General features: G+C 59.0%; 12 protein-coding genes. 9 read left to right on the plus strand and 3 right to left on the minus strand.

Annotation, left to right across the window (positions count from 1 at the left end):
- Positions 1-43: 43 nt before the first annotated feature.
- The 6 genes from AB4O22_RS26845 (at position 44) to AB4O22_RS26870 (ending at position 6,798) form a co-directional block, all read left to right on the plus strand.
- The gene (locus AB4O22_RS26845) at positions 44-469 is read left to right on the plus strand and encodes a F0F1 ATP synthase subunit epsilon (protein WP_003207087.1); all 426 of its coding nucleotides are present in this window, start codon (positions 44-46) and stop codon (positions 467-469) included.
- Positions 470-583: 114 nt separating this feature from the next.
- Entirely contained in the window at positions 584-1,951 is a 1,368-nt protein-coding gene (gene glmU / locus AB4O22_RS26850; protein WP_223472458.1) for a bifunctional UDP-N-acetylglucosamine diphosphorylase/glucosamine-1-phosphate N-acetyltransferase GlmU, read from the plus strand.
- A gap of 208 nt (positions 1,952-2,159) precedes the next feature.
- Complete coding sequence (locus tag AB4O22_RS26855; protein ID WP_060739917.1) at positions 2,160-2,936, plus strand: DeoR/GlpR family DNA-binding transcription regulator; 777 nt, start codon at positions 2,160-2,162, stop codon at positions 2,934-2,936.
- Between the two features lies 1 nt (position 2,937).
- Positions 2,938-4,770, plus strand: a complete 1,833-nt coding sequence (gene glmS, locus AB4O22_RS26860; RefSeq protein WP_223472459.1) for a glutamine--fructose-6-phosphate transaminase (isomerizing) — start codon at positions 2,938-2,940, stop codon at positions 4,768-4,770.
- Positions 4,771-5,087: 317 nt separating this feature from the next.
- Positions 5,088-5,549 (plus strand): helix-turn-helix domain-containing protein, encoded by a 462-nt coding sequence (locus AB4O22_RS26865; protein WP_460097518.1) that lies wholly within the window; start codon positions 5,088-5,090, stop codon positions 5,547-5,549.
- A complete protein-coding gene (locus AB4O22_RS26870; protein WP_460097520.1) occupies positions 5,542-6,798 on the plus strand; it encodes a type II toxin-antitoxin system HipA family toxin in 1,257 nt (418 codons plus the stop codon). The genes AB4O22_RS26865 and AB4O22_RS26870 overlap by 8 nt, the downstream gene beginning before the upstream one ends.
- A 3-nt stretch (positions 6,799-6,801) precedes the next feature.
- Here AB4O22_RS26870 and AB4O22_RS26875 read toward each other — a convergent pair whose 3' ends face one another.
- Positions 6,802-7,509 carry an NUDIX hydrolase gene (locus tag AB4O22_RS26875; RefSeq protein WP_460097521.1) on the minus strand — a complete coding sequence of 236 codons (708 nt, stop codon included), beginning with the start codon at positions 7,507-7,509 and terminating at the stop codon, positions 6,802-6,804.
- A complete protein-coding gene (locus AB4O22_RS26880; protein WP_460097523.1) occupies positions 7,499-8,056 on the minus strand; it encodes an adenylyltransferase/cytidyltransferase family protein in 558 nt (185 codons plus the stop codon). The genes AB4O22_RS26875 and AB4O22_RS26880 overlap by 11 nt, the downstream gene beginning before the upstream one ends.
- A 182-nt stretch (positions 8,057-8,238) precedes the next feature.
- On the opposite strand from AB4O22_RS26880, the gene AB4O22_RS26885 reads away from it, so the two are divergent.
- Genes AB4O22_RS26885 through nadE form a run of 3 tightly spaced genes read left to right on the plus strand, consistent with a single transcriptional unit; the run spans position 8,239 to position 10,966 of the window.
- Entirely contained in the window at positions 8,239-8,886 is a 648-nt protein-coding gene (locus tag AB4O22_RS26885; protein ID WP_460097525.1) for a nicotinamidase, read from the plus strand.
- Between the two features lie 9 nt (positions 8,887-8,895).
- The gene (gene pncB / locus AB4O22_RS26890; protein WP_053161600.1) at positions 8,896-10,125 is read left to right on the plus strand and encodes a nicotinate phosphoribosyltransferase; all 1,230 of its coding nucleotides are present in this window, start codon (positions 8,896-8,898) and stop codon (positions 10,123-10,125) included.
- A gap of 1 nt (position 10,126) precedes the next feature.
- A complete protein-coding gene (gene nadE, locus AB4O22_RS26895; RefSeq protein ID WP_460097527.1) occupies positions 10,127-10,966 on the plus strand; it encodes an ammonia-dependent NAD(+) synthetase in 840 nt (279 codons plus the stop codon).
- A gap of 3 nt (positions 10,967-10,969) precedes the next feature.
- On the opposite strand, the gene AB4O22_RS26900 is transcribed toward nadE, so the two are convergent.
- Positions 10,970-12,859 (minus strand): methyl-accepting chemotaxis protein, encoded by a 1,890-nt coding sequence (locus AB4O22_RS26900; RefSeq protein ID WP_460097529.1) that lies wholly within the window; start codon positions 12,857-12,859, stop codon positions 10,970-10,972.
- Between the last annotated feature and the right edge of the window lie 105 nt (positions 12,860-12,964).

A 12,964-nucleotide genomic window follows, 5' to 3' on the forward strand; every position in this document is an offset into this window, starting at 1 on the left:
CCGGCGCCCGGCAACGGGCGCTAATTTAGGTTGAGGCAATCAGATGGCTATGACAGTCCATTGCGATATCGTCAGTGCGGAAGGGGAAATCTTCTCCGGTCTGGTCGAGATGGTGATTGCGCATGGTGAGCTGGGTGATCTTGGTATCGCTCTGGGTCACGCACCGCTGATCACTAATCTGAAACCGGGTCCGATCCGCTTGATCAAGCAGGGCGGGGAAGCCGAGGTGTATTACATCTCCGGTGGTTTCCTCGAGGTTCAGCCGAACATGGTCAAGGTCCTTGCCGACACTGTGCAACGTGCTGCCGACCTGGATGAAGCCTCCGCTCAGGAAGCCGTCAAGGCTGCCGAGAAGGCCCTGCACGAGCGAGGCGCGGAGTTCGATTACGGTTCTGCTGCTGCACGTCTGGCCGAGGCCGCAGCCCAGCTGCGCACCGTCCAGCAGATCCGCAAGAAGTTCGGCGGCTAAGCCGTCTGCTTTCTGTGTGATTGATTAAAAAGGGTAGCCTCGGCTACCCTTTTTTCTTTCCCGATACTCATCATCTGGTCGCAGCCGCTGACCACCCAGGATTGGTAGCCAGTCATGTCTCTCGAAATCGTTATCCTCGCGGCCGGTCAAGGCACCCGCATGCGTTCGGCGCTGCCCAAGGTCTTGCACCCGGTAGCCGGCAATTCCATGCTCAGCCATGTTATCCACAGCGCTCGGCAACTTGATCCACAGCGCATTCACGTGGTGATCGGCCACGGTGCCGATGCGGTGCGCGAACGCCTGGCCGCCGATGACCTGAATTTCGTTCTGCAGGACAAACAACTGGGCACCGGCCATGCGGTGGCCCAGGCCGTGCCGTTCATCACGGCGGATACGGTGCTGATTCTTTACGGCGATGTGCCGCTGATCGAAGTCGACACCTTGCAGCGCCTGCTCAAGCAGGTCGCGCCACAGCAGTTGGGCCTGTTGACCGTCGAGCTGGACGACCCCACCGGTTATGGCCGCATCATGCGTAACATCGACGGCCAAGTGACCGCCATCGTCGAGCAGAAGGACGCCAACGAAGCCCAGCGCGCGATCACTGAAGGCAACACCGGGATTCTGGCCATACCGGCCGAGCGCCTGGGTGACTGGATGAGCCGCTTGTCGAACAACAACGCCCAGGGCGAGTACTACCTGACCGACGTGATTGCCATGGCGGTCAGCGACGGGCTGGTGGTCGCCACCGAGCAGCCGCTGGACGCCATGGAAGTGCAGGGCGCCAATGATCGCCGGCAACTGGCAGAACTGGAGCGCCACTATCAATTGCGCGCCGCCCGCCGCTTGATGGCCCAAGGCGTGACCCTGTGCGATCCGGCCCGTTTCGACGTGCGTGGTGAAGTCAGCGTGGGCCGCGATGTGGTCATCGACATCAACGTCATCCTCGAAGGCAAGGTTGTCATCGAAGACGACGTGGTCATCGGCCCGAACTGCGTGATCAAGGACAGCACCCTGCGCAAAGGCGTGGTGATCAAGGCCAACAGCCATCTCGACGGTGCGGTCATGGGGGAGGGCAGCGACGCCGGCCCGTTTGCCCGCCTGCGCCCAGGTTCGGTGCTGGAAGCCCGTGCCCATGTGGGTAACTTCGTTGAACTGAAGAATGCTCACTTGGGCGAAGGCGCCAAGGCTGGGCACCTGACCTACCTCGGTGACGCTGAAGTCGGCGCCCGGACCAACATTGGCGCCGGGACCATCACCTGCAACTACGATGGTGCCAACAAGTGGAAAACCGTGTTGGGTGAAGATGTGTTCATCGGCTCGAACAACTCCTTGGTGGCGCCTGTGGATATCTCCAACGGTGCGACCACGGCAGCCGGTTCGACCATTACCCAGAATGTGGATAACGCACAGTTGGCGGTGGGACGAGCGCGGCAGAAGAATATTGATGGCTGGAAGCGCCCGGAGAAAATCAAGAAAAGTTAAGTTATCCACAATCCCCTGTGGGAGCGAGCTTGCTCGCGATAGCGGTGTATCAGGTAAAGCAGCATTGCCTGAACTGGCCCCTTCGCGAGCAAGCTCGCTCCCACAGTAATTTAGGGAGTTTCTGAATTTTTCTTTTCCTGCCTTGACGACATCCCTTCAATAGGTTTTGATTGCTTACGTTATCTTTCGAATCGAAACTTATACCGCCATGTCGAAACGCAACACACCACAGCGCCGTCACAACATTCTAGCCTTGCTCCAAGAGCAGGGTGAGGTCAGTGTGGATGAGTTGGCCAAGCGCTTCGAAACCTCGGAAGTTACGATTCGCAAGGATCTCGCCGCCCTGGAAACCAACGGCCTGCTGCTGCGTCGCTATGGTGGCGCGGTCCCGATGCCGCAGGAGTTGGTGGCCGATAACGGGCAAACTGTCTCCAAGTACAAGCTGGCCATTGCCCGGGCCGCGGTGAAGCGGATCCGCGAACATGCGCGCATCATCATCGACAGCGGCAGCACCACGGCGGCCATGATTCCGCAACTCGGCCAACAGCCGGGCCTGGTGGTGATGACCAATTCCCTGCACGTCGCCAATGCCTTGAGCGAACTGGAGCACGAGCCGGTGCTGTTGATGACCGGCGGCACCTGGGATCCTCACTCCGAGTCGTTCCAGGGCCAGGTGGCCGAGCAGGTCCTGCGTTCCTATGACTTCGACCAGCTGTTCATCGGCGCCGACGGCATCGATCTGGTTCGAGGTACCACCACCTTCAACGAACTGCTGGGCTTGAGCCGTGTGATGGCTGAGGTTGCCCGGGAAGTGATCGTGATGGTGGAGGCCGACAAGATCGGCCGCAAGATCCCCAACCTGGAGTTGCCGTGGAGCAGCGTCCATACCCTCATTACCGATGATCGCCTGCCCGTAGAGGCCCGCGATCAGATTCAGGCCCGCGGCATCACCGTGATCTGCGCGCCTGTCAGCCAGGAGAAATAGCATGTGTGGAATTGTCGGCGCCGTTGCTGAACGCAACATCACTGCAATCTTGCTCGAAGGCCTCAAGCGCCTGGAATACCGCGGCTACGACAGCGCCGGTGTGGCGATATTGACCAACGACGAAAAGCTTGAGCGGATGCGTCGTCCGGGCAAGGTCAGCGAATTGGAACGCGCCCTGGACGCTGAACCGCTGATTGGTCGCCTGGGCATTGCCCACACCCGTTGGGCCACTCATGGCGCACCGTGCGAGCGCAACGCCCATCCCCATTTCTCCGGCGATCTGGCGGTAGTGCACAACGGCATCATCGAGAACTATGAAGCCTTGCGCGAACAGCTCAAGGCGCTCGGCTATGTGTTCACCTCGGACACCGACACTGAAGTCATCGCCCATCTGCTCAATCACAAGCTCAAAGACCTGGTGGACCTGACCGTCGCCCTCAAGGCCACCGTCAAGGAACTGCACGGGGCCTATGGGCTGGCGGTCATCAGTGCGAAACAACCGGATCGTCTGGTGGCGGCCCGCAGCGGCAGCCCATTGGTCATCGGCCTGGGCCTGGGGGAAAACTTCCTGGCGTCCGATCAGTTGGCACTGCGTCAGGTTACCGACCGCTTCATGTACCTGGAAGAAGGCGATATCGCCGAAATTCGCCGCGACAGCGTGCAGATCTGGGACCTCGACGGCAAAGACGTGGTACGTGAAACCGTCCAGTACCGCGACGGTGCCGACGCCGCCGACAAGGGCGAGTTCCGCCACTTCATGCTCAAGGAAATCCACGAACAACCGGCCGTAGTGCAACGCACCCTGGAAGGCCGCATGAGTCAGAACCAGGTGCTGGTCCAAGCGTTCGGTCCACAGGCGGCCGAGTTGTTCGCCAAGGTTCGCAACGTGCAGATCGTGGCCTGCGGCACCAGTTATCACGCCGGCATGGTCGCCCGTTACTGGCTGGAAGAACTGGCCGGTATTCCGTGCCAGGTCGAAGTCGCCAGCGAGTTCCGCTATCGCAAAGTGGTGGTGCAGCCTGACACGCTGTTCGTCACCATTTCCCAATCCGGTGAGACTGCCGACACCCTGGCCGCCCTGCGCAATGCCAAGGAACTGGGCTACCTCGCTAGCCTGGCGATCTGCAACGTGGGCATCAGCTCGCTGGTGCGTGAATCCGACCTGACCCTGCTGACCCAGGCCGGCCGCGAAATCGGTGTGGCGTCGACCAAGGCGTTCACCACGCAGCTGGTGGGCCTGCTGTTGCTGACCCTGTCCCTGGGCCAGGTGCGCGGTACCCTGGGCAAAGGGGTTGAGGCAACATTGGTTGAAGAGCTGCGCCGCCTGCCGGCCCGCCTGGGAGAAGCCTTGGCAATGGACAGCACGGTGGAAAAAATCGCCGAGCTGTTCGCCGAGAAGAACCACACTCTGTTCCTGGGCCGTGGCGCGCAATTCCCGGTGGCGATGGAAGGGGCCTTGAAGCTCAAGGAAATCTCCTACATCCACGCCGAGGCCTACCCGGCCGGCGAGCTCAAGCACGGCCCGCTGGCGCTTGTGGATAACGACATGCCGGTGGTCACCGTCGCGCCGAACAACGAGCTGCTGGAAAAGCTCAAGTCCAACCTGCAGGAAGTGCGCGCCCGTGGCGGCCAGTTGATTGTCTTTGCTGACGAAAAGGCTGGCATGACCAATGGCGAAGGCACCCACGTGGTACACATGCCACACATCCACGACATCCTCTCGCCGATTCTCTACACCATCCCATTGCAGTTGTTGTCGTACTACGTAGCAGTGCTCAAGGGCACCGATGTGGACCAGCCGCGTAACCTGGCGAAATCTGTGACGGTGGAGTGAGTCGCCCACCAGGAGCCTGGCTCTCCTTGGTGATCCTAAGTCATAAGTCTGTTCGGGTTTAGCGCTGCTTAAACCCGGTCATTCTTCCCCGACGCATGGCTAGACCTGATCGTATATCCCTCTTTACCACAGCAGAATAGGAACCAGATTTAACATCTGCGCTAATTGAGCAGCCAGAGGTGGAACTGGAAGGTATTTTTCGATTTTTATCTGAAATATGAAAAAATACTTTCATGTTTTCTCGCTTAGAAGCGAGTGCCTGGAATCTATGTGCTAGTATTTTTTCAAATTCCTGCAGAAATTGAAAAAATACGGCCATGCCTAAAAAAACCGCACCCCTCATGCCGTCAGCCGAGCGGCTCCTGCGCCAGTTTGGCGAACGGATCGAGCTGGCTCGTAAGCGCCGTAAGATAACTGCGGCGCAAATGGCGGCGCGGGCAGGCATGAGCGCCCCCACGTTGAGGGCGCTGGAAAGTGGCAGCCCCGCTGTGACCATCGGAGCCTACGTTTCAGTGTTAGTAGCCTTGGGGTTGGAGAAGGATCTCGAATTGCTCGCACGCACGGATGAGCTAGGCCGTGATCTGCAAGATGCTGAGCTGAAAGGGCGGTCTGCAGTCGAGCACATCAAGCCAAAAGTACGGCTGCCTAGTGAGTTTCATTGGAACAACCTGGTCAGCATTTCAGCGAAAGAGAATATTTCTACGTCACCAGCCGCTGACAGTCGGAGCCAGACAAGCTCTGAACTGGCTAAGAAGCTTCTAGGGGACGACGATGCCTGAAAGGATTTTCGTCTACGCAGACTGGAATGAAACAGCACCGGTACTGCTTGGGACCCTTCATTCCCGCAGATTGGCAGGATCAGAGCGTATGGAGTTTGAATACGCGCGGGCCGTTCTTCAAACCATTCACACTCAGATTGCGATCGACCCTCGGATTCAGCCTTACGAAGGACGGCAATATCCAGCGAGAAATTGCTTTGGGTGCGTATCGGACTCCTCACCTGATCGATGGGGGCGACTGCTGATGGATCGTCGCTTGGAGCGGGATAAAAGAGCAGGAGTCGTACCGCAGGACGCACGGCTATTTGACTCGGACTACCTCATCGGTGTTCACGACGCTTACCGGGTAGGGGGGTTGCGTTTCAAAGTGGAGGAAGAGGGAGCGTTCCTTGACGACCATGTGGAACAGGCCGCCCCACCTATGGCTCGCATGCGGGAGCTTGAAGAGGCTTCGCGTCGATTTGAAGCTGGAGAGGATCGGGGGGCTCAGGGGCAGGACTGGATTCGAATGCTCATTGCTCCAGGTGGCTCTCTGGGCGGAGCGAGGCCCAAGGCAAGCGTAGTCGATGACGATCACGCTCTCTGGATAGGAAAATTCCCCAGTAATAGAGACGCCCACGACGTGGGCGGCTGGGAGATGGTCGTCAACACATTGGCCCAAGGCTGTGGACTAAATGTTGCCGAAGGGAGAGCGCAACGATACGCGAGTGATTACCACTGTTTCATGGTTAAACGCTTTGACAGAACAGCAACGGGTGGACGACTTCACTTTGCTTCAGCGATGACCCTGACGGAGCACCAAGATGGTGATGGGCATGAGACGGGGGCGAGTTATCTGGAGATTGCAGAGGTATTGGTGAGGGAGGGTGCCGCTCCCGACTTAGATCTTCGCGAGCTTTGGCGAAGAATTGTCTTCAACATGCTGGTTTCGAATACTGACGATCATCTACGAAACCATGGCTTCCTATTGGAGCCAGGACGCGGTTGGCGTCTTTCGCCTGCGTATGACATGAACCCTGTCCCTGGAGATACTGGCTTGAGGCTCAACGTTTCAGAGGCAGATAATGCCATGGACCTTGATTTGGCAATGAGCGTGGCCGGTTACTTCCGCGTGTCCGCTGACGATGCCAGACAAACCATCGGGAGGTTCCAGGGCGTCGTCAGGAAATGGTCCAGAGTCGCGCGCTATCTGGGAATCTCAAGCAATGAGCAGGAGCGCATAGCGCCAGCATTCGCGCTTGCCCGCTAACTGCTACTCCAGAAAACAACGATCAAAAAGATAAACGCTGGTCGGCTTGAGATTTTCCACCGTACGTTGCGGGCGGCCGCCGTCGCCGCTTTTTTTGCGACCGGTTTCCTGCAAATAACCCGCCTCGGTCATCTTCAGCAAACGCTGGCGCATGCTGGTCTTGAGTACCGGGCGATCGAGCACCACGGAGAAAATGCCCACCGCTTCCGGCGCGCTGAATTCCGGGCCCAGGAACATCAGCGGCAGACTGCTATAGAGGGCTTTGGACAACAACCGCTCCTGGACGGCAGCCACCAGGCTGTTGTGGTCGAAAGGAAGTTTGATCGAGGCGTCGGCCACATCCTTGAGCGGAAAAAACCCCTGGTGTTCGGCGAGCTGGACCGCCTCGCTGACAATCGCCAGGTAGAACGTCGAGGACGACCAGCAGCGCGGATCGCGGAACGCGTCGCCGACGGTGCCGACCTGTTCGATCCAGGCCAGCGGCATGCCGACCTTGTTTGAGTTACGCAGGCGCTCCACGGCGTCGTTCAGCGTGAGATCTTCGACGTCACCATTGACCACGATCCCGGGCAGCGCCCAATGGCCGATAAACGGCTCGGCTTCCCGTCGGTTCAGGAGGATTTCCAGTGCGTGGGTTTCCCGGCAGAAGCGCAGCACACAGAGGTCGATGGTGTGCAGATAACCGCGCGCGGAGGCTGTGCTAGTGGGCATGTCGATTTCCGTGGGGAGCGTAAAGACCATAGTTTAACGGGTTCATGCCCGGTGCCATCCAGTCGCTGGGAAGCGGTTTGCCCAAAGCCAGTCGGTCGCGAACCACCGTGCTGCGCACGTGGATCCTTTCCTCCACGCAAAGAATGGAAAAACGCTCCAGCAATTCCTGGCCGCGGTAGAAGGTCGGCAGCCGATCCGCAACATCCCGGCCCACCACCAACGCAATCCGCTTGCCGTCCAGGGCCAGGCTGTCGGCGAGGTGGGCGAGCAGGGTGTAGCTGTAGATTGCGCCTTCAACGCCACGGGCCACGACCTGTTCCACCCGGCTTGCACGCACTTCGGCGCAGCACAGTGGCTGAACGTTCTCGACGATCGATTCCAGCCAGTTCAGGCGAACCTCATAGTCGACCATTTGCTTGCCGTAGGGATGCCGCAAGCTAGGGACCACCAGCACGCGTCTGGCCTGGTGTGAGGCCTCGATCATCACCTGGGCGTGACCGGCGTGTGGGGGATTGAAGGCGCCGCCATAAAGGGCAATCTCGAACATGGCACATCCTCTTTTGGTACATGACATGTACTCTATCAGCAAAATCTTTCTAGTGAAAACCTGCTTTGTGCTGAACCATAGCCATTAATTAAAGAAGACTCATCAAAAATATTTTCTGCGAGTGGCTTGTTATGAAAGTACACCTTGTGTACTCTCATGGCCATGAAGAGGAGAAACCCAGCATGAACAGCCTGACCCGGAAAACAGCTTCCTTCGATGTCGATGCGCAAAAGAGCTTCACGCCGCTATGCCCCGATGAGCTTCCGGTGCCGGGCGGTGACCAGATTGGCGGTGAGCTGAATTTCATCGCGTCCCTGGCCAGCCTCCGCGTCGGCAGCAAGGACGCCCATTCGCCCCTGGCTCCGTGGGTGGTCGCCGATCACGCACAGATGTTCGTGCCGACCGGGCTCAAGCATGCCGATATCACCTGGGTCAGCCACTGCGTTCCCGGCACAGAAGGTTTCGCCCTGCTGGATCAACTGCCGACTCCCTACGACTACGACTATTTCGTCTGGAAGGGGGTCGAGCCGGATTTGCACCCCTACGGCGCCTGCTATCACGACCTGCACGGCAAGCTGTCCACCGGGGTGATCGAGTACCTGAACGGCCTGGGTGTGGAGCAGGTGATAGTTGGCGGGCTGGCGCTGGATTTCTGCGTCAAGACCACCGTTTTGCAACTGGCCGCCGCCGGCTTCAAGGTGATCATTCACCTCCCGGCCTGTCGGGCCATCAGTGAGCAGGGGGCTATTCAAGCCATTCAAGACATGCGGCAAGCGGGCGTCTCGGTTGCCGCGACGCGCGAAGAAACCATCCGCCTGGCAAACGCATAAGGAAGAGCCATGGACAGCGCATTCGATTCAAGCAGCGGCACCATCCAGAGTCTTCTGGATACCGACTACTACACCTTCACCATGATGCAGGCGGTCTTGCACCAGCACCCGAATGTCGAGGTGGAATACCAGTTCATCGTACGCTCCAAGGAGCGCCTCGGTCACCTGATCCCGGATATTCGTGTCGAGCTTGAGAGGCTCGCCGGGCTGCAGCTGCGCGAGGGGGAGCAGCGGTTTCTGTTCAACAAGCGTTTCCGTGAGTACCTGACACCGGACTTCGAGCAGTTCCTCGGCCTGTTTCGCTTCAATTTGCGCTACATACACGTTTCGGAAGTCGACGGCCAACTGCACATCCGCGTCCGCGGTCCGATGCTGCACTGCATCATGTTCGAACAGCCGGTATTGGCGATGGTCAGCGAACTGCGCAACCGCGAGAAATACCCCGAAGTCGAGTTGGCCGACGTCACCCGCAAGCTGTACCAGAAGTTCGAATGGCTGGAGAAAAACGCCAGCCGTGAAGAACTCGCCGAGTTTCGCGTTTCAGACTTCTCCACCCGGCGGCGGCTGTCGTTCAGGGCCCAGCGTGAAGTGGTGAATATCATGCGCAGCGATTTTCCTGGCGTCTTTGTCGGCACCAGTAACGCTCACTTGGCTTACGAGTTCGATCTGCCCCTGATCGGCACCATGGCTCACCAATGGCTGATGGTGCATCAACAACTCGGGCGCTTGCGCGAGAGCCAGAACGCGGCGTTGGAAAACTGGGTGCGCGAGTATCGTGGTCGGCTCGGTATCGCCCTGACGGACTGCATCAGCACCGACTTTTTCCTCAAGGATTTCGACCTGTACTTTGCCAAGCTCTATGACGGCCTGCGCCAGGATTCCGGTGACCCGATCGTCTGGGCTGACAAGGTGCTGGGGCGTTATCAGGAACTGGGCATCGACCCGCGCACCAAGGACCTGATGTTCTCCGATGGCCTCAATTTCGAAAAGTGCCTGCCGATCCTGCGTCATGTTCGCGGCAAGGCCAAATTCGGTTTTGGCATGGGTACCAGCCTGGCCTGCGATGTCGACGGTGTCGAACCGCTGAGCATCGTCATGAAGCTGGTGCGGGTCCACGGCGAGCCGGTCGTGAAGTTCTCCGACGACCCGATCAAGAACGTCTGCGAGGATGCCTCGTTTCTGCGGTACGCCGCCCAAGTGTTCAACGTTGCCCTGATCAATCCACAGCTGGGAGCCTGATATGACTACGCTTGTGCAAGAACGCATTGCCCGGGAACTGGGCATCGACCGTCAACTCACACGGGGTGGCGAAGCAACCGAGGTTGCCCGCCGCATCGAATTCATCAAGCAGATCTTGCGCGAGTCGGGCTGCAAGTCCCTGGTCCTGGGGATCAGTGGCGGTGTCGACTCTCTCTCCGCCGGCCGCCTGTGTCAGTTGGCCGTGGAGCAACTGCGGGGTGAAGACTACGAGGCGCGCTTTATCGCCGTCCGGTTGCCCTACAAGGCTCAGGCCGATGAGCAAGACGCCCAGGCGTCCCTGGACTTCATCCGGCCGGACTTGATCACCACCAGCAACATCGCCGCTGGTGTTGACGGGCTGATGGGCAGTATCGCCATCGATGGCTTGCAGCCTGGCGCCGAGCTCATCGACTTTGCCAAAGGCAACGCCAAGGCCCGGGCCCGGATGCTGGCGCAATACGCCATTGCCAATCTGAGCAATGGGTTGGTGGTGGGCACCGATCATGGGGCGGAGGCGGTGATGGGTTTTTTCACCAAGTTTGGCGACGGCGCGTGCGACCTGGCACCGCTGTCCGGGTTGACGAAGACTCAGGTGAGATTGTTGGCCGATGCGATGGGCGCCCCCGCATACCTGGTGCGCAAGGCGCCGACCGCTGATTTGGAAGACCTGGCACCCGGTAAGCTGGATGAGGTGGCGTATGGCTGCAGCTACGAGGAAATCGATGGGTATCTGATGGGCGAAGAGGTGTCGCCGCAGGCGCGACAGATCATTGAACGCGCCTACCTCAAGACGGCCCACAAACGAGCATTGCCCCGCGTCCCGCCTACCCGGTCTGAATGACCCTCAGATCTTGAAGGTGTTGACCATTTGTTGCAGGCGGCGTGACTGGTTTTCCAGTTCTGTGCAGGCCTGCAAGGTGGATTGCAAATTGCCGACCATTTGCTGGTTCAGGTCATTGATGTGGCTGATGTCGCGATCCAGATTGTCCACCACTGAGGTTTGTTCTTCGGTGGCGGTGGCTACCGACAGGTTGATCTCATCGATCTCGCCGATGCCCAGCAGCACGCGATTGAGTCGCTCGCCCGCTAGCCTGGCGGTAGTGACGTTGTCGTCGCTGTGACGCTGGCTTTCGAGCATGGCGCTCACGGCGCTACCGGCACCTGCTTGCAGTTCCTCGATCATGCTGTGGATTTCCTGGGCGGACTGCTGGGTGCGATGGGCGAGCGTACGCACTTCGTCCGAGACCACTGCAAAACCGCGCCCGGCATCTCCGGCACGGGCGGCCTCGATGGCAGCGTTAAGGGCCAGCAAGTTGGTCTGGTCGGAGATGCCTTTGATGACGTCGAGAATACGTCCGATCTTCAGCGTTTTCTCATTCAGGCTTTCGATGTCCTGGCGGGTATTGACCACCTGCGACGAGAGTTGCGACATGGCGCTGATACTGCGCTGCACCACCGACTGGCCTTCCTGGGTCTGATCCCTGGTATCAGAGGCGCGGCTTGAGGCATGAGCGGCGCTGCGGGCGATTTCCTGCGCTGCGGCCCCAAGCTCGTTGATAGCCGCGGCGACGTTATGGGTCAGCGCCGCTTGAGTGTCAGAGCTTTCCAGTGACGCGTTTGACGCCTGGCTGACCTGTGCCGCCAATTGGGTGAGCTGGACACTGGACGCCAGGACTTCTCGGATCGACTGCTGGATACGTTCGACGAAGCGGTTGAAGCCCCCGGCCATCATGCCGAACTCGTCCCGGGACAGGCTGTGCAGGCGCTGGGTCAGGTCGCCTTCGCCATCGGCTATGGATTGCATTGCCGAGCCCATGCTGCGTAATGGTCGCATCAGGGCGTTGATCAACAGGCCGAGCAAACCGACCGTGACCAGCATGGCGATCAATGTGGCGACCAGCGCCGAAGTGCGAAACTCGTGGAGTGCGGCGTAGGCCTTGTCTTTGTCCACTGAAAGTCCGATGGACCAGTGCAGTGAGGGAAGGCCGTTGATCGGGGTAAAAGTGACGATTCGCGTTCGGCCATTTTCCTGCACTTCATTCAGGGCGCTGTTGATGCTCGGCGGGCCTTCGGGGAACGCTTGGGCGAGTGTCTTGGTCACTCGTGTGTTGTCCGGGTGCACCAGGATCTTGCCGTCGTCGCTGACCAGGAAGGCGTAGCCTATGCCGTTGAGGTCCACGGCATTGATGATTTTCGCGAGTTGCTCCAGGCTCAGGCTCGCACCCAGCACACCCACGGCCTTGCCATTGACCTTGATCGGCGCTGCTTGGGTCATGATCAGATAATCAATGCCGGCACCGATGTAGGGTTCGGTCAGCACCGGTTCAAGGCTGCGAGCCGCGTCTTTGTACCAGGCGCGCTGGCGAACATCATACCCGTCGGGCATTACCCGTTCGGGATGGATAAAGAAACGACTGTCTTCAAGGCCGACGTAGCTGGCGATGAAGGTCTTTGTAATGATGTCCTGGGAGAGAATTGCGCCGATGTTCTGTGGGGTGGGATTGGCGGCGATGGTTTCGGCGGCACCTTCGATCAACAGGATCCGACCTGCCAGCCAACTGTCGAGGTTCGCGCCCAGCAACTGGCCGGTGGCCTGTAGGTTGCGGTGCATTGCTTCGCGGGTGCTGGCTTGCTGGCGATGGTCGTTGAACAACGAGAAAGACAGGAATACCGCCATCACGATGACGCAGGCACCCAGAAGAATCTTGTGGCCGAATTTCAGATTGATGCCCATGAGGAATTCTCGTCTGGTTTCTTTTTTATTGATCGAATCCCCGCAGGCTCAGGGCTGGTCGAAGATTTAATGAGCGGGCGGATTTTGTCGAACTAGAAAAAACGA

The sequence above is a fragment of the Pseudomonas sp. S3_B11 genome (genome assembly GCF_054667715.1).